The sequence below is a fragment of the Pseudoflavonifractor capillosus genome, from assembly GCF_016899775.1.
In the GTDB taxonomy this organism is placed as follows: domain Bacteria; phylum Bacillota; class Clostridia; order Oscillospirales; family Oscillospiraceae; genus Lawsonibacter.
The window spans coordinates 55,592-76,992 of the sequence record NZ_JACJJE010000005.1; the positions used below are offsets into that span (position 1 = coordinate 55,592).

The 21,401-nt window shown below is 63.0% G+C and carries 23 protein-coding genes; 10 read left to right on the forward strand and 13 right to left on the reverse strand.

From position 1 onward, the window contains the following. Positions 1–466 precede the first annotated feature (466 nt). The 4 genes from H6B31_RS02765 to H6B31_RS02780 all read left to right on the forward strand — a co-directional run bounded on the left by H6B31_RS02765 (position 467) and on the right by H6B31_RS02780 (position 3,366). The gene (locus H6B31_RS02765; RefSeq protein WP_204897102.1) at positions 467–1,039 is read left to right on the forward strand and encodes a hypothetical protein; all 573 of its coding nucleotides are present in this window, start codon (positions 467–469) and stop codon (positions 1,037–1,039) included. 17 nt (positions 1,040–1,056) lie between these two features. Further along, positions 1,057–2,190, forward strand: coding sequence for an alanine racemase (gene alr, locus H6B31_RS02770; RefSeq protein ID WP_204897103.1), 1,134 nt, complete (start codon positions 1,057–1,059; stop codon positions 2,188–2,190). Positions 2,191–2,417: 227 nt separating this feature from the next. Further along, on the forward strand, positions 2,418–2,783 hold the full coding sequence (locus H6B31_RS02775) for a type II toxin-antitoxin system PemK/MazF family toxin (RefSeq protein WP_204897104.1): 366 nt from the start codon (positions 2,418–2,420) through the stop codon (positions 2,781–2,783). Between the two features lie 70 nt (positions 2,784–2,853). Further along, positions 2,854–3,366: a hypothetical protein gene (locus H6B31_RS02780; protein ID WP_191342300.1), complete on the forward strand. Its 513-nt coding sequence runs from the start codon at positions 2,854–2,856 to the stop codon at positions 3,364–3,366. Positions 3,367–3,416: 50 nt separating this feature from the next. Here the strand turns inward: H6B31_RS02780 and H6B31_RS02785 are convergent, their stop codons facing one another. Then, entirely contained in the window at positions 3,417–4,772 is a 1,356-nt protein-coding gene (locus H6B31_RS02785) for an MATE family efflux transporter (protein ID WP_204897105.1), read from the reverse strand. Between the two features lie 257 nt (positions 4,773–5,029). Here H6B31_RS02785 and H6B31_RS02790 point away from each other — a divergent pair, with 257 nt between their 5' ends. The 3 genes from H6B31_RS02790 to H6B31_RS02800 all read left to right on the forward strand — a co-directional run bounded on the left by H6B31_RS02790 (position 5,030) and on the right by H6B31_RS02800 (position 6,572). Next, on the forward strand, positions 5,030–5,347 hold the full coding sequence (locus tag H6B31_RS02790) for an STAS domain-containing protein (protein WP_204897106.1): 318 nt from the start codon (positions 5,030–5,032) through the stop codon (positions 5,345–5,347). Between the two features lie 68 nt (positions 5,348–5,415). Continuing rightward, entirely contained in the window at positions 5,416–5,853 is a 438-nt protein-coding gene (gene spoIIAB, locus H6B31_RS02795; RefSeq protein WP_204897107.1) for an anti-sigma F factor, read from the forward strand. Next, positions 5,850–6,572 (forward strand): sigma-70 family RNA polymerase sigma factor, encoded by a 723-nt coding sequence (locus H6B31_RS02800; protein WP_204897108.1) that lies wholly within the window; start codon positions 5,850–5,852, stop codon positions 6,570–6,572. The genes spoIIAB and H6B31_RS02800 overlap by 4 nt, the downstream gene beginning before the upstream one ends. A 327-nt stretch (positions 6,573–6,899) precedes the next feature. Here the strand turns inward: H6B31_RS02800 and H6B31_RS02805 are convergent, their stop codons facing one another. From H6B31_RS02805 to H6B31_RS02860, 12 genes are all read right to left on the reverse strand, one after another. After that, positions 6,900–8,255: a DUF1576 domain-containing protein gene (locus H6B31_RS02805; RefSeq protein ID WP_243418809.1), complete on the reverse strand. Its 1,356-nt coding sequence runs from the start codon at positions 8,253–8,255 to the stop codon at positions 6,900–6,902. Between the two features lie 23 nt (positions 8,256–8,278). Next, a complete protein-coding gene (gene ribF / locus H6B31_RS02810; RefSeq protein ID WP_204897109.1) occupies positions 8,279–9,199 on the reverse strand; it encodes a riboflavin biosynthesis protein RibF in 921 nt (306 codons plus the stop codon). A gap of 35 nt (positions 9,200–9,234) precedes the next feature. Beyond that, entirely contained in the window at positions 9,235–10,104 is an 870-nt protein-coding gene (truB, locus tag H6B31_RS02815; protein WP_204897110.1) for a tRNA pseudouridine(55) synthase TruB, read from the reverse strand. Positions 10,105–10,288: 184 nt separating this feature from the next. After that, positions 10,289–11,251 (reverse strand): DHH family phosphoesterase, encoded by a 963-nt coding sequence (locus H6B31_RS02820; protein WP_204897111.1) that lies wholly within the window; start codon positions 11,249–11,251, stop codon positions 10,289–10,291. Beyond that, positions 11,248–11,643 (reverse strand): 30S ribosome-binding factor RbfA, encoded by a 396-nt coding sequence (gene rbfA / locus H6B31_RS02825; protein WP_204897112.1) that lies wholly within the window; start codon positions 11,641–11,643, stop codon positions 11,248–11,250. Before rbfA ends, H6B31_RS02820 begins: the two co-directional genes overlap by 4 nt. Positions 11,644–12,522: 879 nt before the next feature. After that, complete coding sequence (gene infB, locus H6B31_RS02830; protein ID WP_204897113.1) at positions 12,523–14,922, reverse strand: translation initiation factor IF-2; 2,400 nt, start codon at positions 14,920–14,922, stop codon at positions 12,523–12,525. Positions 14,923–14,942: 20 nt separating this feature from the next. Beyond that, on the reverse strand, positions 14,943–15,572 hold the full coding sequence (locus H6B31_RS02835; protein WP_204897114.1) for a L7Ae/L30e/S12e/Gadd45 family ribosomal protein: 630 nt from the start codon (positions 15,570–15,572) through the stop codon (positions 14,943–14,945). After that, complete coding sequence (gene rnpM / locus H6B31_RS02840) at positions 15,562–15,840, reverse strand: RNase P modulator RnpM (protein ID WP_204897115.1); 279 nt, start codon at positions 15,838–15,840, stop codon at positions 15,562–15,564. The genes H6B31_RS02835 and rnpM overlap by 11 nt, the downstream gene beginning before the upstream one ends. Positions 15,841–16,022: 182 nt before the next feature. Continuing rightward, complete coding sequence (gene nusA / locus H6B31_RS02845; RefSeq protein WP_204897116.1) at positions 16,023–17,252, reverse strand: transcription termination factor NusA; 1,230 nt, start codon at positions 17,250–17,252, stop codon at positions 16,023–16,025. 22 nt (positions 17,253–17,274) lie between these two features. Further along, complete coding sequence (rimP, locus tag H6B31_RS02850) at positions 17,275–17,730, reverse strand: ribosome maturation factor RimP (protein WP_204897117.1); 456 nt, start codon at positions 17,728–17,730, stop codon at positions 17,275–17,277. A gap of 184 nt (positions 17,731–17,914) precedes the next feature. Next, a complete protein-coding gene (locus H6B31_RS02855; RefSeq protein WP_204897118.1) occupies positions 17,915–18,619 on the reverse strand; it encodes a hypothetical protein in 705 nt (234 codons plus the stop codon). 175 nt (positions 18,620–18,794) lie between these two features. Next, positions 18,795–19,910, reverse strand: a complete 1,116-nt coding sequence (locus H6B31_RS02860; RefSeq protein WP_204897119.1) for a hypothetical protein — start codon at positions 19,908–19,910, stop codon at positions 18,795–18,797. A 230-nt stretch (positions 19,911–20,140) separates the two neighbouring features. Here H6B31_RS02860 and H6B31_RS02865 point away from each other — a divergent pair, with 230 nt between their 5' ends. From H6B31_RS02865 to H6B31_RS02875, 3 genes are read left to right on the forward strand one after another with little or no spacing between them, the layout of a single operon-like run. After that, entirely contained in the window at positions 20,141–20,518 is a 378-nt protein-coding gene (locus H6B31_RS02865; RefSeq protein ID WP_204897120.1) for a PadR family transcriptional regulator, read from the forward strand. After that, positions 20,515–20,910, forward strand: a complete 396-nt coding sequence (locus tag H6B31_RS02870) for a hypothetical protein (protein ID WP_204897121.1) — start codon at positions 20,515–20,517, stop codon at positions 20,908–20,910. Before H6B31_RS02865 ends, H6B31_RS02870 begins: the two co-directional genes overlap by 4 nt. Beyond that, a complete protein-coding gene (locus tag H6B31_RS02875) occupies positions 20,900–21,352 on the forward strand; it encodes a hypothetical protein (protein ID WP_204897122.1) in 453 nt (150 codons plus the stop codon). Before H6B31_RS02870 ends, H6B31_RS02875 begins: the two co-directional genes overlap by 11 nt. The last annotated feature ends 49 nt before the right edge of the window (positions 21,353–21,401 follow it).

The window sequence follows — 21,401 nt, forward strand, 5'->3', positions numbered from 1 at the left end:
GCGCACAATGTGCGCCCCTACGGCGGAAACGGACGCGTTGACTCGGCAAAGCCAGGCGCTGTTCTTAAACCGCAGCGATTTTAAATTTTGCAGACCCAGGGCCCAGTGGCCCGGCAGGAATTTAGGGTGCCACTCAGATTTTGCGCGCCGGAAATGACGCACCAACTTCCAGGAGGGCGTCCCCCGTAATGGGGTCCGGGGAAAGCGACCTATGGGCCTAGGCGGAGCAAAGCGGAGCCGTAGCCCATCGGACGCGTCCCCGGTGGCGTTTTGCCTTCTTTTTCGCCATGGAAAAAGAAGGTCGCCGCCCGCAGGCGGCGAAACACCCCTGCGGAAAGCCCCGAAGCGGCGCGCCGAGTCGTCGCGCCCTACAGAGTGTAAACAGGCCCCTAAAATGTGGTGAAATTCCCTGTAATCAAAATCAGAAAGGAAGAACCTCGTGCGAAAATCCATCATTTTCGCACCAATGATACTCTCCCTCCTGCTGCTCCCCTCCTGCGGCGGGATGGAGGAGCAAAACCAGGCGGAGGAGCTGGCCCTGACCATCCGGGGGGAGTACCTGGCCCTGGAGAGCCTGAGCGCCAGCATGGACGTCACCGCGGACTACGGCGAGCGGGTCTATGACTTCGCCCTCACCGCCGCGGTCAGCGGGGAGGAGACCGTCCTCACCCTGACGGAGCCCGAGTGGGCGGCGGGCCTCACCGCCCGGATTACCGGGGAGGAGGGCGCGCTGGAGTACGACGGCCTGATTCTGGAGACCGGCTCCCTGGACGGGGAGGACCTGTCCCCCATGTCCGCCCTGCCCCAACTGCTGGAGGCGGCCCGGTCCGGCTATATGGCCGAGTGTACCCTGGAGGAGGGGGAGCAGAGGACCTTTTTACGGGTGCGGTATGCCGACCCGGACCAGCCGCCGGGGGAGGGGCGGGAGACCACCCTCTGGTTTGACCCGGACACCCACGCCCTGGTGGAGGGGGAGATCAGCGTGGACGGCCTGCGGGTCATCCGGTGCACCATTTCAGAATTTACCATAGGATCATAGAGAGGAAGCGAGGAGCTTTGGATACCACAAAGATGAGAACCTGGGCGGAGATTGATCTGTCCGCCCTGGAGCACAACTACCGGACCCTCCGGGCCATGCTGGCCCCGGGGTGCCGGTTTTTGGGATTGTGTAAGGCCAACGCCTACGGCCACGGGGCGGCGGTGATCGGCAAGGAGCTGGAGGAGCTGGGGGCCGAGATGCTGGCGGTGGCCTGTGTCAGCGAGGCCGTGGAGCTGCGCCGCAGCGGCGTCACCGCTCCCATCCTGTGCCTGGGGGAGACCCCGGAGGAGTGCTACCCCCTGCTGCTGGAGCACCACATCACCCAGATGGTGGAGGACCTGGAGACGGGTGAGAAGCTGTCCGCCGCCGCCCAGAGGGCGGGGGAGACCCTGATCATCCATGTGAAGCTGGACACGGGCATGAGCCGCCTGGGCTTCTTCTGGGAGGCGGACCGGGCAGACGAGACAGCCGATGAAATGGCCCGGCTGTGCCGCCTTCCCGGCCTGGAGGCGGAGGGGCTGTTCACCCACTTCTCCGACGCCGACGGCAGTGAGGAGTACACCATGGGGCAGTTTACCAAATTCCTGGACGCCAAGGCCGCCCTGGAGGCCCGGGGGATCACTTTTAAAATTTGCCATTGTGCCTCCAGCGCCGCTGTGCTAAACTATCCCTGTACCCACCTGGACATGGTGCGGCCGGGGATCGCCCTGTACGGCTACTACCCGGCCCAGGAGCTGAAGGGACTGGACGGCCCCGGCCTGGAGCCGGTGATGACGGTGAAGAGCCGCATCTCCGCCGTCCGCGCCCTGCCCAAGGGCACCTATGTGAGCTATGGCCGCACCGCCCGGCTGGAACGGGACTCTCTGCTGGCGGTGGTGCCCATCGGCTACGGGGACGGCTACCCCAGAAGCCTGTCCAACCGGATGACCATGAAAATTCACGGGGCGGAGTGCCCCATTGTGGGCCGGGTGTGCATGGACATGTGCATGGTGGACGTGACCGACGTGCCCGGCGTCCAGGCCGGGGACACCGCCGTGGTGTACGACGGCCCCCTGCTGGAGCGGGCCGCCCAGCTGGCGGGCACCATCCCCTATGAACTGCTGTGCGCCGTCAGCCCCCGAGTGCCCCGGGTGTATCTGGAGCGTCGGTAAGCCCATCAAATCAGGCGGGCTAGGGGCGGCACACATTCCGTCGAACGCACATAGAATGCGCTGGAGCGGCAGGCCGTTTGCCTGCGGCAGGGGAGGAGCGCAGGGAGAATTTTCCGCTCCGGCGGCGTATAATCCCCGACGACCCGTGGGAAAATCCTAGTACAGCGTTACATAAGACCTCTGTGGCCTCGTAACGCGTACTATTTTCCAGCGGAGTGTGAAAGTGTGTGGACAACAGCGTAAGACGAGGCGATATTTTTTACGCCGACCTCAGCCCGGTGGTGGGCAGTGAGCAGGGGGGCGTGCGGCCGGTGCTCATCGTGCAGAATGACACGGGAAACCGGCACAGTCCCACCGTCATCGCGGCGGCCATCACCTCTCAGACCGGAAAAGCCCGGCTTCCCACCCATATCTCCCTATCGGCCCTGAGCTGCGGACTGCCCAAGGACTCCATCATCCTTCTGGAGCAGATCCGCACCCTGGATAAGCGCCGCCTGCGGGAGCACATGGGCAAGCTGGACGATACAGTCATGAAAAAAGTAGACAACGCCATCGCGGTTAGCTTTGGCCTCCACCCGGAGACCATGGTGTAACCCGGGCGGCCGCCTCTCACGGGGCGGTTTACATAACGATAAACGGGCGCGGCCCAAAGGAGTACAGAGGATGAAACAAACACACAACTGGAAGATCCGCGTGGGGGCCTTCTGCCTGACCGCCCTGTGCCTGGGCACCGGAGTGGCTCTGGCAGCGGGGGCGGGGAGCGAGAGCGACCCCCTGGTGACCCTGAGCTATCTCAACGAGACGGTGCTCCCCAAGCTGAAGCAGGACGTGGAGGCCAGCGCCGAGACCCGCCAGGCGGAACTCACCACTCAGTTCAATCAGATCGCCGCCCAGGGCGGAGGGGGGACCAGTGCCTCCTACACGGTGGTCACCCTCAACCCCGGACAGCGGATGAACCTGGACCTGGGGGCCGAGGTGATGCTCCGGGTGGGCAGTGCCGCCGCGGGGGCGGCGGTGAACCCGGCCCTGGTGGACGTGACCACCGGCGGTAACCTGAACAGCGGCGAAGGGCTGGTGCAGAACCACCTGTACATGGCTACCATGACCGACCACTACATCACCGCCGGGGGCAGCACGGTAAAGGTGCTGGTCCGGGGCGGATACAGCCTTTCATAACAAAATCAAATGCAAATACGGCTCGGACCCAAAAGGTCCGAGCCGTATTTTTATGCTTCGTCCCGGGTGGGGAGGCGGTAGCCGATCCCTTTGAGCTCCAGGGCAAAGACGGTGGAGTGGAATAGGACGATGACCACCCAGCCCAGGCCGGTGGCCAGGGCCACCGCGTTCAGGCCCAGCAGGCCCACCAGGGCGTAGGTTCCGATGACCCGGACGGCGATCTGGAGGGTGGTGCCGATGAAGGTGACGTTCATCCGGCCGATGCCCCGGTAGTGGCCCACATAGGAGTGGCCGATGAAGGACAGGAAATAGAAGGGCCCCATCCAGAGCAGATACGAGGCGCCCAGGGCGATGCTCGCCCCGTCCCCGTCCAGGAAGGGGGTCACCAGGGCGTGCCCCCCGAAGGTCAGCAGGAGGGAGAATACCACGCCGATCCCCACCACCATGACAGCTCCGTTCCGGAAGCCGTCCAGAGCCCGGCGGTGTTTTTTTGCCCCCTGGTTCTGGGCCACAAAGATGGCGATGGCCTCGCAGCCGCTGATGCCGAAGGCCTGGCTGAAGTTCTCCACGCGGGTGGTGGCGGTGAAGGCGGAGATGGCGGCGGTGCTGATGCCGTTGACGGCGCTCTGTACGATGAGCTTGCCCAGGTAGAGGCTGGACTGCTGGAGGGCGGCCACCGCGCCATAGCTGGCGGTGAGGCGCATCAGCGTGGGGTCCATGCGCATGTCGGAGCGCTGGATCATCAAAAAAGGCTGCTTTTTCCGGATATACACCAGACACAGCAGGGCGGAGAGGAGCTGGGCGCTGGAGGTGGCCAGGGCGGTCCCCTGGATGCCCAGCCCCAGCTGGGCCACCAGCACCCAGGCCGCCCCCAGGTTGTACCCCAGGGAGATGAGCAGGAAGAACAGGGCCGCCTGGGTGTTGCCGATGGCCCGCAGGGTGGCGGCCAGGTAGTTATAGGCGAAGGTAAAGACCATTCCAACCAGGATGATCCGCAGGTAGTCGGTGACGTAGCCCATCAGCTCGGGGGGCGTCTGGATCAGGACCAGCAGCGGGTTTAAAAACAGAAGGGTCAGACTCACCGCCGCCAGCACGGTCCCTCCGATGAGCACGCCGGAGACAAAGAGCTGCTGGCGCAGGCGGGGGAAGTTCTCCTCCCCGAAAAATCGGGCCACCAGCACGGAGGAGCCCATACAGGCTCCGGTGATCACATAGATAAACAGATTCATCACGCTCTCTGCCACCCCCAGGGCGGCGAAGGCGTCCCCGCCGATGTAGTAGGTGACCACCAGAGAGTTGATGATGTTGTACAGCTGCTGGAGCACATTGGCCGCCAGCAGGGGGAGGCACAGCCGGATCAGCTGTCCGGTGATGGGACCGGAGGTGAGATGGACATGTTTGGACACAGGCAGGACCTCCTCGGGATTGAGCTCCGGAAGCGGGAAAAAACGACCGGATGCTACTATCATACCCGAAAAAACAGCATTTGTAAAATGCATGATCCGGCGGTTTTTCATAAACAAAAAGAAATAGGTGGCCCGGAACAGAAATCTGGGGCCCCGACAGGAAACAGCCGAATCTGACGGAGAGCCTGTCCTATAATGAGTCTATCCAGAATTTGGGCGTCCTCCGTCTGGAGAGGCGCCTGGAAGGGAGAGCGCGTATGTCCGTGACCTGTATGGAGGAAAACCGCTGCCTCACCGCGTCCCTGTCCGGGGAGCTGGACCACCACCGGGCCCGGGAGGTGATGGAGGAGCTGGACCGGCAGATCGACGCCGCACTGCCCCGGAAGCTGACCCTGGACCTGGCCGGGCTGACCTTTACCGACAGCTCCGGCATCGCCGTGGTGCTGCGCACCTTCCGGCGGATGCGGCAGCTCCAGGGGAGCATGGCGGTGGTCAACGCCCCAGAGCAGGCCAGACGGGTGTTTCAGGCCGCCGGCCTGGACAAGCTGGTCCCGTTTGAGCCCGATGTCAAATAAAATGCTTGCTGTACGCTCGGCGCGCCTGCGCTGCGATGAAACTGCGCCCCAGTAAGGAGGTTTTACATATGAACGCGGAAAATTATGTCACCCTGGAGTTCCCCAGCCGCTCCGCCAACGAGGGGTTCGCCCGGGCGGCGGCGGCCTGCTTCGCCGCCCAGCTGGACCCCACCCTGGAGGAGGTCAACGACATCAAGACCGCCGTCAGCGAGGCGGTGACCAACGCCATTGTCCACGCCTATCCCGATCGGATCGGCCGGGTGGTGATGAAGCTGCGCCGGCGGGAGAACCAGGTGCTGGAGATTGTGGTGCGGGACTGGGGGGTGGGCATCGCCGACGTGGAGCAGGCCCGCACCCCCCTGTTTACCACCGGCAGCGAGGAGCGCTCCGGCATGGGCTTCACCATTATGGAGAGCTTCATGGACTCCCTGAAGGTGCGCTCCGCCCCGGGAAAGGGGACCACGGTGACCATGCGGCGGCAGATCGCCCGCCGGGTGTCGGGATGAATGGGACACCCACCGCCCCGGAGCTGCTGGAGGCCGCCAGGAACGGGGACAACCGGGCCTGTGAGCAGGTGCTGGAGGAGAACAACGGCCTTATCTGGTCCGTGGTGCGCCGGTACTATGGCCGGGGGGTGGAGCCGGACGACCTGTACCAGCTGGGCTGCCTGGGTTTCCTCAAGGCGGTGCGGGGCTTTGACCCCGCCTTCGGCACCCAGTTCTCCACCTACGCGGTGCCCAAGATCGCCGGGGAGATCCGCCGATTTCTTCGGGACGACGGGGCGGTGAAGGTGAGCCGGGGGCTGAAGGAGCGGAGCATCTCTCTCCGGGGGGTCCGGGCCCGGCTGTGCGGAGAGCTGGGGCGGGAGCCCGCCCTGTCCGAGCTGGCGGAGGCCACCGGCCTGACCCCCGAGGAGATCGCCGCGGCGGAGACCGCCGCCGAGCCGGTGATCTCCCTCCAGACGGAGACGGGGGAAGGGGGGCTGACCCTGGAGGGGATGCTCACCAGCGGCGGCATGGAGGAGGGACTCATTGAGCGGCTGTCCCTGCGCTCCGCCCTGGAGGAGCTGCCGGAGCGGGAGCGCCAGGTGCTGCTGCTGCGGTACTACAAGGGGCTGACCCAGACCCAGTCGGCCAAGGTGCTGGGGGTGTCACAGGTGCAGGTCTCCCGGCTGGAACGGCGGGCGGTGGACCGGCTGCGGCAGATACTGGACCCGCCGAAATAAAACTTCATGCGCTTTGGCGCACCGCGATCAGAAACAAGAGCAGCGGGCATCTTAAAGTTTTTTTGCATAGAAAAAACCGCCTCCCCTTGGCGGAGGGGAGGCGGTAAACCGGGCGTGGAGGACTTGAATACGGTCAGGAGAGAGAGGACCGTGATCAGCACGCCGCGGGAGAGAATGGCGCCCGGGACAAACCTCAAATCTGTCCAGGACCCGTAAGAAATCCTCTTTACGGTTCCTATTATAACAGCGGAAAGATTAAACAGGTATAAATGAAGGAGAGGGAAACGCTAAAGTAACGTTAAGAATTCGGGAGCGGGGACACTGCGGTCAGTGATCCCGCTCCTCGGTCATCTCCTGGCGGTCCGGGGGCGGAAGGGGCTCGTCGTGCTCCACCGGGTCGAAGTAGTCCCGGTCGGTGAGCGTGGGCCTGCGGTGCCGGAAAATGTCGATGATCAGGGGGTAGAGGACAATGGCCACCAGCCCCCCGGAAAAGCCGTTGTTGTAGAGGTTCATTCCAGCCACCGGCGTGCCGGTATAGAGCACCACCGAGGAGTGGAGAAATCCGGCCAGCACCCCAAAGGGCCAGCCGAAGTAGCCCGAGATGGGGGCCAGGGTGGTGCAGAACAGACAGGCCAGCTGAACGGCGGAGTCGCTCAGGGACCAGTGCATCACCACGCCCCCCAGAAAGACCCCGGCCATCACAGGGATGATATTCCGGGCGTGCTTGCCGAAGGCGGAAAAGCCCATGATGGTGAGAATGCCCCCCACCGTGGGGCCGTTCAGGTCGCCGCCTCCGCCCAGGATAAAGGCGATGCCGATGAGGCCGTTGATTCCCATGTTGATCAGCACCGGGCCGGCGCCGAACATGCGCAGATAGTCGCTGGGGGCCCGCCCGCTGGTGAGCAGCAGGCGGCGGTATCCGGCCCAGGAGGCCCAGGCCGGCCTTCCGGAGCACAGCAGCCCCAGGAGAAAAAGCACGGCGCAGAAGATCCCCAGGGCCAGCCCCAGGGGGAGATCATATCCCTCGGCCCAGTGGTACCGGGTGGCTGGAGAGGCCCCCATGGAGCTGATCAGCGGAACCAGGATAAAGGCCAGCAGGCCGCAGGCAAAGCCCACATTATACAGGTTCATGCCGTTTTGGATCTTATAGGTGTAGGCGGAGAGGGGAGGCAAAATAAAGCCGATCAGCACCCCCACCAGACCGCCCAGCAGGGGGGTGCCCCAGCCGTTGTCCAATGCGATGTAGCTGATGACCGGAGCCAGGGCGGTGGAGAGCAGGCCGGTGGGGACATACTTTCCGAAGGGCTCCCGCCGGAGCTTGGCGTAGAGCCAGGAGCCCAGCAGGATGGGCCAGATGTTGACGACATTTTTGCCGAACAGGGAGAAGCCGGACATGAGCCCCACCACCACCAGGGAGAAGCCGTTGAACGGCTCGTGGGAGAGACGCAGCATCACCAGGGTGACGGCGGTCACCAGGGCGGAGTTGATCAGAGCGGCCCCCGGTCCGGCAATGAGCACATAGTCGGTGATCAGTGCGTCCTCGGTGAGAACAATGGTCGCCAGACCGGGGAGGATCTGATCCAGAGGGCCCAGAAAAAGACCGAACAGGGCCAGGGCGGCGGCGTAGATCCAGAGCAGCGTATACATCCGGTCATACCGCATGGAGTCCGCATGGTGGCGCATAGAGGAATCTCCTTTCCGCTGTGTCAGGGGATGGGGAGCGGGGGGACCGCCTGGAAGTAGTCCCGGGTCTGCTGGGCGTTGCGGCGGATCTCGTCGGAGAGGGCCTGGAAGGAGGAGAATTTGCGCTCCTCCCGGATGTGGTGGTAGAACTCCATCCGCAGCTCCTGGCCGTACAGGTCCCCGGAGAAGTCCAGAATGAACCCCTCCACCGTCACCCGGCCGTCGTTGTCCTCCACGGTGGGCCGCACCCCCACATTGGTGACGGCGGCATAGCGCTGTCCGGCCACCGAGACCTGTGTGGCGTACACTCCGAAGGCGGGGATGATTACCGGGGAGGGAATCTGGAGGTTCACCGTGGGGAAGCCCAGGGAGGAGCTGCCGATTTTCTTCCCGTGGGTGACCCGGTTGGTGAGCACGTGGGGATGGCCCAGAAACTCCACCGCCCGGTCCATCTCCCCCTGGGCAATGAGGGTTCGGATATAGGTGGAGGAGATGGTGATGTCCTCCAGCTCCACCTTGCCGATGATGTCACAGCCAATCCCCAGCTGGGCGCAGGCCTCCTGGAGCCGCTGGGGATTTCCCTTGCCCATGTAGCCGAAGTGGAAGTCGTGTCCCGCCACCACATGGACCACGCCCAGCTCCTTCACCAGGTACTGGGTGATAAAATCCCGCCATTCCATGCGCATCATGCCGTCAAAGCTGGAGACGATGACCTCCTGAATGCCATAGCAGGTGCGCATGAGCCACGCCCGGTCCTCCACCGAACTGAGCAGGGGGACCACCTGGCCGGTGATGGCGGCGGTGGGGCTGCGGTCGAAGGTGAAGGCGGAGGCCACCGCCCCCAGTTCTCTGGACTTCTCCACGACCCGCTCCAGCAGGGCCCCGTGGCCCCGGTGGACTCCGTCGAAGAAGCCCAGGGCAATGACACGTTTGCTTTTCTTCAAAACCAATTACTCTCCTTTACAGGCCCGTATCGGCCTTATACCTCAAAAAAGCTCTTGATGGTCCGCAGGGTTCCCCGCTCCACCCGGCTCAGGGACAGAAATTCCCCCGTGGCGCCGTATACCCGGTACTCCCCGTCCTCTGTGCCGGGCAGGGGGAAAGACACGCCGTTGCGCACCCTTTTTTCCGCCTCGGGGCGGAGGCGCAGCTCTGGCCGGCCGGAGAAGTAGGCGTCCACCGGCGTCAGCAGGGAGGCCGGGGCCGGGTGCTCCAAAACCTCCGACAGGGGGTGGGACTGCTCCAGGGTAAACCCGGCGGCCATGGTCCGGCGCAGGGAGAACATAGTCCCGCCGCAGCCCAGAGCCCGGCCGATGTCGTGGCACAGGGTGCGCACATAGGTGCCCTTGGAGCACCGCACCCGGAGGAGAAAGTCAGCGCCGCTTATCTGCTCCTCCACCGTCAGGGAGTGGATGGTGATGTTCCTGGGGGGCCGCTCCACCTCTCTGCCCTTTCGGGCCAGCTCATAGAGCTTCTTTCCCTGGATCTTGATGGCGGAGTACATGGGGGGGATCTGCTGAATGTCCCCTCGGAAGGGCTCCAGAGCGGCCTCCAGCGCCTCCAGGGTGATGTCCACAGGGTGGGTCTCCAGCACCGTGCCGGTGGTGTCCTGGGTGTCGGTGACCTGGCCCAGGCGCAGGCCGGCCAGGTATTCCTTCTCCCCCTCACTGGCGAACTCCACCGCCCGGGTGGCCCGGCCCACAAACACTGGGAGAACCCCCGTGGCCATGGGGTCCAGAGTGCCCGCGTGGCCGATGCGCCGCTCGCATAAGATCCGTCTCAGCTTTGCGCACACATCCATACTGGTCCAGTCCTGGGGCTTGTCGATGATTAAAATTCCATTAGGCACTGTGACACCTCCGTTTCTCGCGGCAAAGCCCAGCGCAGCGGGTTTGCCGCGAAGAGGAGGGGCCGGCCGCCGGGATAAGCGGAATCGCGCCAGCGGTTCCGCGTTCCATAAGGCCGAGTCCCGACGAGGTCCAATCTTGGGGCTTGTCGATGATTAGGATTCCGTTTGCCATAAAACCTCCCGGTTATTGGCCCTTCCGGCCCTGTACCGTCCGGATGGCCTCCATCAGGACCTGCTTGGTGTGAGGAATGTCCCCCTCCACCGTGGCCCCGGCGGCAGCGGCGTGGCCGCCGCCCCCCAGAAGGGCGCAGACCGAGCTGGCGTTCAGGTCGTCCGGGTCGGTGCGCAGGGAGATCTTGCAGGAGCCGTCCTTCCGCTCCCGGATGGTGACCCCGGTCTTGACCCCCTCCACCTGGCCCACGAAGGCGGCGATGTCCTCCGCGTCCCGCTCGTCCGCCTGGAGGGTGTCCATCATGCTGAGGCTGATGGCGGCGATGGCGATCTCCCCGTTGTCGTGGAACTCCAGGGACTCGGTGAGCATGCTCTCCAGCCGCAGCCGCTTGAAGCTCTTGGTGCGGAAGTGGCGCTTGTTCAGCTCCGCCGTGGGGATGCCCGTGTCCATGAGGGCGGCGGCCACCCGGTGGGTGCCGGCGGAGGTGTTCCCGTACACGAAGCAGCCGCAGTCGGTGGACACGGCCACATAGAGGGGGAGGGCAATCTCCCGGGTGATGGGGGTGATTCCCTGGAGAATGTCGTACATCAGCTCGCCGCAGGCGGCCCGGGCAGCGTCCAGACAGGTATTTTGGGCGAAAAACTCCTGGGAGGGGTGGTGGTCAATGGCCAGGTCTACCCGCTCCAGATACTGCTGGGCGTTGTCCGGGAACAGCCCCCGGGCGGCCATATCCACCGACACCACGGCCTCCGGACGAAAATCCTCCGGGGCCAGCAGGCCCTCCAGATAGGGGGAGAACAGGGAGGTGGTCTCCGGGTTGGGGAGCACGTGGGCTGTCTTGCCCAGGTCCCGCAGACCCCGGCACAGGGCGGCGGCGCAGCCCACCGTGTCCCCGTCCGGGCGCACGTGGGTGAGAATCAGGTAGCCGTCGTGGTTTTTGAGAAATTCCCCGGTCTGCTCAACGGTGAAGTTCATTCCTCGTCCTCCTCCTGGTCCTCGCCATAGTGGTTGTCCGGGTTGACCGGCTTGACCACCTCCGGGTCCCGGAGCATGGAGAGGATGCGGGCCCCGTGGTCGATGGAGTCGTCGGGGACAAAGGACAGCTCCGGGGTGTTGCGCAGGTTCAGGGTGCGGCCCAGCTCCCGGCGCAGATAGCCTCCGGCGGACTTCAGGCCCTTGAGCACCTGAGTCTCCTGGCTCTTATCCAGGACGCTCACGTAGATCTTGGCGAATTTCAGGTCCGGCGTGGTGTTCACCGACGTCACCGAGATCATGCCGGTGACCCGGGGGTCCTTCACCGTGGGGATGAGGGAGGACAGCTCACGCTGGATCTCCTCGTTAATGCGGCCGATGCGATTGCTTGCCATAGTGGGTTCTCCTTTCCTTTGTGGTCAGAGAGTGGGTTTTGTTATATGGGGATAGTCGTACGAATATTGATAGCCTTCCCCCTGGGGGAAAGTGCCCCCGAAGGGGGCGGATGAGGGGACAGGTTAAGGCGCAGATCCGTGGTAGGGCGGGGGCTTGCCCCCGCCGCCTCTTTTCGTTCCCTTTCAGGGAATGAGGGGAGAATTTCGCCGCTCCGGCGGCGAGTGACTTTCTCAGCGATGAGAAAGTCACCAAAGAATCGCCGGGGGACGGCTCAGGATGGGCGCTTATGCGCCCATATTCGCCTTTCCCCCGGTCCCCCGTTACGGAGGACGCGCTCCTGAGAGACTGTGCGTCATTTCCGGCGCGCAAAAATGGAGTGGCTTTCCGCGATTCCTCTCGGGCCACTGGGCCCTGGGTTTGCAAAAATTGCCGCTGGTGCGGTTTCACTACTGCGCCTGGCTTTGCCGAGCCAACGCTCCCGGTGCGTTTACCGCCGTAGGGGCGCACATTGTGCGCCCGCCAAACCTTCCCCTCGGGGGGAAGGTGCCCCAGTGCGCACACTGGGGCGGATGAGGGGACAGGTTTCAGATCTTTTGTAGGGGCGGCCCCATGTGGCCATCCGTCCCGGAGGTTTCCGCAACCTGTAGGGCGGGGGCTTGCCCCTGCCGCATGTTTATAGGGCGCGCCGTCTTACGCACCAACGGGAACAAAAGAGGCGAAACGCAGTTTCGCACAGAGTTTCTTTGCTTACTTTCTTTGTCAAAGAAAGTAAGCAGGACGGGCGAAACCGCCCGCCCTGCTGTTGGGGTTATTGAACATCAAAATGGGGTCCGGCGAAGGACATTCTGCATTCCTGCATTCTGCCTTCTGCATTAAAATCAGACCTCGATCTGCTCCATGATATAGGCCTCCACGATATCGCCCTCTTTGATGTCCTGGAACTTCTCAAAGGTAATGCCGCACTCATAGCCGGCGGCCACTTCCTTGACGGAGTCCTTGAACCGCTGGAGGGAGGCGATGGCGCCATCGTAGATGACGATGTTGTCCCGGAGCAGGCGCATCTGGGCGCCGCGCTGCATCTTGCCGTCCAGCACGTAGCAGCCGGCCACCATGCCCACGCCGGTGATGCGGAACACGTTGCGCACCTCGGCCCGGCCCAGGTCCACTTCCTTGAACTTGGGGGTGAGCATGCCCTTCATGGCCGCCTCGATCTCGTTGATGGCGTCGTAGATGACCCGGTACATGCGCATATCCACGTGGCTGCGGGCGGCGCTCTCCTTGGCGTTGGCGTCGGGCCGCACGTTGAAGCCCACGATGATGGCGCCGGAGGTGGTGGCCAGCATCACGTCGGACTCGTTGATGGCGCCCACGGCGCAGTGGATGACCCGCACCCGGACCTCCTCGTTGGACAGCTTCTCCAGGGAGGACTTCACCGCCTCAGCGGAGCCCTGGACGTCGGCCTTGACGATGACGTTCAGGTTCTTCATCTCGCCGGCCTGAATCTGGCTGAACAGGTCCTCCAGGGTGACCTTGCCCACATTGCTGTTCAGGGCGTTCTTCTGCTCGGCCTTGCGCTGCTCGGCCAGCTCCCGGGCCATGCGCTCGTCGGCCACGGCGTGGAAGTCGTCGCCCGCCTCAGGCACCTCGCCCATGCCGATGATCTCCACGGGGACGGAGGGGCCGGCCTCGGTGACCTTCTGGCCCTTATCGTTGGTCATGGCGCGGACACGGCCCACGGCGGTGCCGGCGATGATCACGTCGCCCTGCTTCAGGGTGCCGTTCTGCACCAGCAGGGTGGCCACGGGGCCGCGGCCCTTGTCCAGCCGGGCCTCGATGACCGCGCCGTGGGCGGAGCGGTTGGGATTGGCCTTCAGTTCCCGCATCTCGGCGGTGAGGACCACCATGTCCAGCAGGTTGTCGATGCCCATGCCGGTTTTCGCGGAGATGGGGCAGATAATGGTCTCGCCGCCCCACTCCTCGGGCACCAGCTCGTACTCGGTGAGCTGCTGCATGATGCGGTCGGGGTTGGCGGTGGGTTTATCCATCTTGTTGATGGCCACGATAATGGGGATCTCAGCGGCCTTGGCGTGGTTGATGGACTCTACGGTCTGAGGCATGATGCCGTCGTCGGCGGCCACCACCAGGATGGCGATGTCGGTGACCATGGCGCCCCGGGCGCGCATGGCGGTAAAGGCCTCATGGCCGGGGGTGTCCAGGAAGGTGACGGGCTTGCCGCCCACGTCCACCTGATAGGCGCCGATGTGCTGAGTGATGCCGCCGGCCTCGCCGGAGACCACGTTGGCGTGGCGGATATAGTCCAGCAGAGAGGTCTTGCCGTGGTCCACGTGGCCCATGACCACCACCACGGGGGCGCGGGGGACCAGATCCTCCTCCTTGTCCTCGGTGGTGTCAATGAGCTTCTCCTCGATGGTGACCACCACTTCCTTCTCCACCTTGCAGCCCAGCTCCATGGCCACCAGGGCGGCGGTGTCGTAGTCGATGATCTCGCTGAGAGAGGCCATGACGCCCATCTTCATCAGGGTCTTGACTACCTCGGCGCCAGTCTTCTTCATGCGGGAGGCCAGCTCGCCCACGCCGATCTCGTCGGGGATCATCACCTTCACGGGGGCCTTCTTGGCAATCTCCAGCTGGAGGCGGCGCATCTTCTCGGCCTCCTCCTGGCGGCGCTTGTTGCCGGGGCCCTGCTGACGGCCCCGCTGGCGCTGGGCGTTGCGGCCCTGGAACTTCTGCTTGCCGCCGCCCTGCTGCTGGCGCTCGGTGGTGAAGTTCTCCAGCCGCTCGTCGTACTTCTCCAGGTTTACCGCCTGGCCGCCCCGGGTGTCCACCACCTTCTTGGCGGGGGTGCGGGAGGCGGGCTTATTGGAGGCGGGGGCCTGGGCCTGGCCCTGGGGCTTGGCGCTCTGGGCGGCGGGCTTGGCGGCGCTCTGGTTCTGGGCGGGCTGCTTGGCCGGCTGGCTGTTGGCGCTCTTGGCCTGCTGTTGGCCCTGAGCGGGCTGCTTGGGGGCGGGAGCGGCGCTCTTGGCGGCGGCCGGCTCGTGGTACACATCGGCGTAGATGGACTCGATAGAGTCCACCTGGTTGTGCTGGGTCAGATATTCAAACACGATGGACAGCTCCTGGTCGGTCAGGGGCTGCATATGGTTCTTGGGGGGATGGCCGTACTGGGTCAGAATGTCCATGATCTCCTTGGAAGGGAGCTCTTTGGACCCCCGCTTGAAATCCTTGGCAACCTTGTGAATGGGATATTTTATCATCATATGGGGAGCCACCTCGTTTCTTAGGGATGATGCCGGAACTTGCCGGACAGCTTACGGCCGCCGGGACCGGCCTTGGAAAGACCGCTGGGGCGGGCAGAGCGTTTGGGACCGTCCTCCCGCTTGCCGGGAGTACCCCGGGCCGGGCCGGAGGACTTCCGGGCGGCCTTGGGCTTCTTGGGGGCGGAGGGTTTCTCCTGCTCCGGCGGAGGGACCGCCCAGGGTTTTCTTTGTTTGCCCTCCCGCAGGTTCTTCTCGTGCTGGCGTTTCTCTCTCTGCCGCTGGAGGGTCTTGTCTGCCTTCGCCTTCAGCTGCTGGGCGGCGGGGCCGTACTTCTCCGGGTCCCGGGCGAAGAGCTTCTGCACCAGGGAGGAGGCGAAGCCCACGTCCGTCAGGGCCAGCATAGCGCAGCTGCCCCGGCCCATGGCGAAGCCCAGCTCCGCCTTGGTAAAGGGGACCTCCAGCCAGAGCACGTTGCCCGCCTCGCCAAAGTGGGCGGCCCGGCGGAAGGTGTTGGAGGCCGCGTCACAGGCCAGCAGTACCAGCTTGGCCTGCCTGGCGCGGCAGGCGGCCCCCACCGGCTCCTCGCCGATCTCCAGGCGGCCGGCCTTACGGGCCAGTCCCAGCATGTGGAGAATGGGGTCATTGGGCATCTGTGGGCACCTCCTTCATCTGCTCCTCCAGGGCCTCCCACACCTCAGGGGGGAGGGGGGCGGAGAAGGCGCGCTCCAGAGCCTTGGACTTTCGCGCCTTGGCCAGACAGGCCGGATCGGGGCACACATAGGCTCCCCGACCGGGCAGCTTGCCCCGGAAGTCCAGGGAGACCTGCCCCTCCGGAGACTTGACCACCCGAATCAGCTCCTTCTTGGGCTTCATCTCCCGGCAGCCGACGCACTGGCGCATGGGTATTTTCTTGGGCACGTTCCGCACCACCCTTCGACGAATTAGGAATTAGGAGTTAGGAATTAGAAATAAATTATTTTTATACCTGGCGGCTTTGCGATTTTTAGATAGGAGATAGGAGTTTTGGGGTCCGGCGCAGCCGGACGTTTCAAATGCGCGCTCCGCGCGCTCCATAACTCCTAATTCCTAATTTTTTGCACTCAGTTTTCTTCCGCAGAAGCGGGCTCCTCAGCCTCGGCAGTCTCTTCCGCGGGCGCTTCGGCCTCGTCCGCCGGGGCCTCGTTCGCCGGGGCCTCCTCTGCAAATAAATCCTCCTCGGGCTCCTCGATGGGCTCCAGGGGGGCGGAGGCGGGCTTGATGTCGATCTTGAAGCCGGTGAGCTTGGCGGCCAGCCGGGCGTTCTGGCCCTCCTTGCCGATGGCCAGGGAGAGCTGGTCGTCAGGGACCACCACCCGGCAGCTCTTGCCGTCGGGGAGGGGGTCCACGCTGATCACGTCGGCGGGGGAGAGGGCGGCGGCGATGTACTCGGCGGGGTCCTCAGAGTACTTGATGATGTCCATCTTCTCGCCCTTGAGCTCCTCCACGATGGTGTTCACACGCTGGCCCCGGGGACCCACGCAGGCGCCGATGGGGTCCACGTTGGGGTCGGCGGACCACACCGCCAGCTTGGTGCGGGAGCCCGCCTCACGGGCCACCGACTTGATCTCCACGGTGCCGTCGAAGATCTCGGGCACCTCCAGCTCGAAGAGGCGCTTCACCAGGCCGGGGTGGGTGCGGGAGATGAGGACCTGGGGGCCCTTGGTGGCCTTGCGGACCTCCACCATGTACACCTTCAGCCGCTGGCCCTCCACATAGTGCTCGCCCTTCACCTGCTCGTTGGGGCCCAGATAGGCGTCGGTGAACTCAGAGCCGGAGCGGATGCGCAGGGTGGCAGCCCCGGTACGGGGATCGATGCGGGTGACCTCGCCGGTGAGCAGCTCGTGCTCCTTGGAGGAGAACTCGTCGTACACCATGCCCTGCTCCGCCTCCCGGATGCCCTGGATGATGACCTGGCGGGCGGTCTGGGCGGCGATGCGGCCAAAGCTCTTGGGCTTGATCTCAATGCGGACCACGTCCCCCAGCTGGGCTCGGGGGAGGGCGGCCTGGGCCTCGGCCAGGCTGATCTCGGTGGCGGGGTTGTCTACCTCCTCCACCACGTCCTTTTTCAGGAACATGCGCACGGTGTTGGTCTCCGGATTGGCGTCCACCACCAGGTTGTCGCCCACGCCCTCGTGGTCCCGGCGGTAGGCGGAGACCAGGGCCTGGGTGATCTTCTCCATCATATAGCCGGGCTTGATCCCCTTCTCCTGCTCGATCTGAGCGATGGCGGCGAAAAACTCGGGACCGTCCAGCTCGTTGTTGTTGACTTTCTTGGTCGTCTTCTTAGCCACGAATGTTTCCTCCTAAACTGCCTCAGAAGCGGGGGTACAGCCGCACCTGGGCTACTTCTTGCTTGGTAAAGACCATGGGCGCGCCGCCCACTTCCAGGGTCACGTCCCCGTCCTGCCAGGACTGGAGCAGCCCAATAAAATCCTTTCGGCCGTCCCGGGCCCGGTACAGGCGGACCTCCACCTCGGCCCCCTGGAACTGGGTGAAGTGCTCGGGCTTTTTCAGCACCCGGTCGGCCCCGGCGGAGGACACCTCGAAGGTGTAGCTCCCCTCGATGGGGTCGGCCTCGTCCAGCTTGTCTGACAGGGGGCGGGAGACCGCCTCGCAGTCCTCAATGGACACCCCGTCCGCCTTGTCGATATAGACCCGCAGGAACCACTCCCCGGCCTCCTTTACATACTCCACATCCCAGAGGGTGCAGCCCGCCGCCTCCACATAGGGGAGGGCCAGCTGGGCCACCGCGTCGGTTACCTTTGCCATACATGCCTCCTGTGCCGGTCCCGGCCCTTTAGTCAAGGAAAAAGAGCGGAGCCGAAACCCCACTCTAGCCAATACTACCATAATTTACTTTCCTACTATACCATAGCCGAAACCGGATTGCAAGGGGTTTTCCAGATATTTTTTCCGGGCCCGGACAGGGGAGAACCCGTCCGGGCCCTGGGCGTCACGCGGCGCTGGAGAGATAGTCAAAGGGGAGCCGGCACTGGTAGGACTGGGCCTGTCCGCCGCCCTCCAGTGTGAAGGAGAGAGACAGGGTGCCGGAGGCGGGCGCATTGTCCGGCCCGTCGGAGTCTAGGGTGGCGGCCTGGAGGCTGTAACGGATTTCGGGAGTCCCGTTCTGGGCCTCATTCCAGAGGGAGGCGTCCGCCTGGGTGAGGGAGTACCACCGCGCCCCGCCGGCGGGGCGCCAGTCGGGGGCGGCCAGGCCGGTGTTGATTCCCGGGTCCAGCTCCAGCTCCCACTGGGAGACGGAGAGCTTTGGAACCCAGGCCGGGGGCTCGTCCCCGTCCCAGGTGGTGAGCAGAGAGAACTCGATCTCCCAGGCGGCGTCGCCGTACTTGGGGACGTCGGCGGGGGAGATGGCGCACACCGGCAGGAAGGCGTGGGCCTCAGAGGAGAGGCGGTTGGTGAGCTCCACCGGCTCCCCGGTCCAGAGAAAGTCGTGGGCGCCGGCGCACTGCTCCGCCTGCTGGGAGAGGGAGCGCAGGTGCGCGTCCCCGGCGTTCTCCAGCGCGGCCTGGTCCAGGACCGTCCACTGGGCCTGACGGGAGAGGACATGCCAGCCCCCCAAAGTGCCCAGAAGGACCAGCAGGACCCCGGCCAGAAGAAACGCCGGGCGCTTATGGGTGGAAAATCGGCTTCTGTCCATGATTTTCTGCCTCTCTGCTTCGTTTTATACATTATTTTTACCATAGTCCGGGGTGAATAGCAAGGGGAGACAGAGCGTTTCCCCGTTTTTTCCTTCATGGGGCGGGGGTAAAAGGATGGCGGACCGCCTCAGGGGAAGACGGTCCGCTGGAGCTGTCATTCAGTTACTTGGAAAATCACCGTTCCATTTGAGCAATTTGGGCCAGCTGATCTTCGGAGACTTCGCCGGCCGTGCAGGAGAACGTATCAATCGGTTTCCCGTCCAAATCGTAGACGGTTAGGCTGTCGCCTGTTTTAGCGGTGCGGAACTCATTTAGATGGACGTATCCGGAGTTGCCCTCATCGCCCTGGACGCTGACCAGTTCAGGGGCATAGCCGTACATAGTCCGGTCCGCATAAGAGCCGTAGGTCAGACCCTGAGCGTTTGTGGGGTATGCGTCGGGCACATAGGCGGGGGAGATAGACTCATTCAAACTCATGGGCATCACGCCGCCGGTGATCTCATAGATGTCCGCTAGAATAGCCGGGTCAATCTCTTCCTGCTCCTGAGTGGTACCCAGTGCATACTCGCCAATTATGTTGCCATTCAAGTCGTATAGAGGGATCATGTTGTCCTCGTTTACCTTGTCCTGCCAAAGCTGAATCTCGCCCAGAGAGTCCAGTTCAGGGGCAAAATCCTCCAGGCGGACATAGCCGTAGACTCCGTTTTCGCCTTTGGCTTCGATCAGTTCAGGGGCGTAGCCCACAGTATGGCGGTCAAGATAAGAGCCGTAGGTTTCACCGGCGCTGTTGGTGGGGTAACTGGTGATGGCATCTTGTTGAGAAGAACGTCCGGGATAGTAAAGCTCCGACGGCTTGGAACGGCCTGCAGAATAATCAGTCAGGCTCTCGTCATAGTAAGCCCGGTATTCACCGTCTGCTTTCAAATTACCAGAAATTGAGTAATTTTTTGTGTTTACGAAATGAATATAAGAATTGCTGTCGTCCCAACCGCTATCACCAATGGCGGTGCCATTTTCATATAGGTAGGCGCGTAAAGAAACAGGCCCGTCCTGACGGTCGTTTTCTACCAGCCACAGGCAGGCTTTGCTGCTGGACCCATAATAAAGAGTCGCATAGCAATCATAGGTATAATCGCCTGCATAGACGGTCTTGTGGGGAGAATCCTGTGAGTCGTCATAAGAGGCAAGCGGCTGAATCGCTTCAAGGTCGGCGGCTGCCCCTGCGGGAAGAGCCAGGGAGAACGCCATTGCGGCGGCCATTACGCCCGCGCTCCATTTTTTCATGTTCATGCTGAAATTCCTCCTCAATCTTATTTAGATATTGGGTGTAAAGGAAATGACATAGTCTTATTTGGTTTCATCGGCGGTCCATAGGAATACACCTCCTGATCAGATACCCGGGAGACCTCTCTGTGACCTGAATATATCATAAAAAATAATACATGTCAATGAAAAATATATTGACAAAAAAATAATTTGTTTTATAATGATATTGAGCTCAGAAAAGGGTTGTGGTATTTATGGAAAAAGCCGCAAAGCGAAGCGGGACCCCGGAGGGGTTCCGGGAATCCCTAAAAAAGGCGACCACCGAGATGCTGGTGCTGTTTCTCCTGCGCCGGCGGCCCATGTACACCTATGAGATGATGAGCGAGATTGAGGTGCTCAGCCAGGGGGTCATCACCTTCAATACCCTCTACCTGACCATCCACCGCCTCCAGGACTTTAATTATGTGGAGGAGCAGGGGAAGGTGGTCAGCGAGGACAACCGGGCCCGGATCTACTTTGCCATCACCCCGGAGGGGGAGGAGTATCTGAACGCTCTGATTCGGGAATACCGGCGGTACACCGGTGCAGTGGACCAGATCCTGGGCCTGACGGAAGGGGGGAAGGGAGCATGAAGACCTGGAGCACCATGGAGGACTACTTCCGCGCCCTGGAGCGCTGTCTGGACTGTCCCGGGGAGGACCGGGAGCGGTTTTTGGCCCAGGCCCGGCGGATGGCCGACGATTTCCTTCAGGGCAAGCCCGACGCCGCGCCCGATGAAGTGGCCGGATGCCTGGGGGAGCCGGAGGAGCTGGCCCAGTGCTTTCTGGAGGAACTGGACCCGGAGCTGCTGGAGCGCCGGAAAAGGCGGCGGAAGCTGGGCAGACGAATCTTTGCGGGCGTAGTTGCGGCCGCAATGATTCTGCTGCTTGTTTGGGTGGTTCTCTTGGAAACACAGCCCATGAAGGTTGAGGTAACAGAAAGACTTATCATTTATGAAGAAAGGGAAGGTCCGGATGAAACGTAAGCTGTCTATTTTGTTGGCGGTGGGTTTGATTGCCGGTTCGCTGGCTCTGCCCTCCTACGCGGCCACGGCTGAAACGGTCCAGGAGGTACAGACCATTCAGACCCAGTACGGAGAAATTCAGGTGGAGACGGTCCTGACGGTACGGGATACGGCGCTCTATTCCAAAACGAAGAGTGCGGAAAAGACGTCGACTTACCGGTATGCGGGAAGTGTGATTGCCAAAGTGACGCTGGAGGCGACTTTTGGCTATGATGGAGACAGCGCCTGGGTGGTAGGTACGGACTCTTCCCACACCACCAGCGGCAGCTGGTCCTATCAAAATGAACGTATTTCAGAGTCTGGAAACAAAGCGGAATTAACTGCTAAGCTGACAAAATTAGGAGCAGGTACAACGTATGTAGATATTTCCCTATCCTGCACTCCCTCCGGTCAGATCAGCTGACCATCCGAAACGGCAAGCCCGGCGGACCGCATTTGCGGTCCGCCGGGCT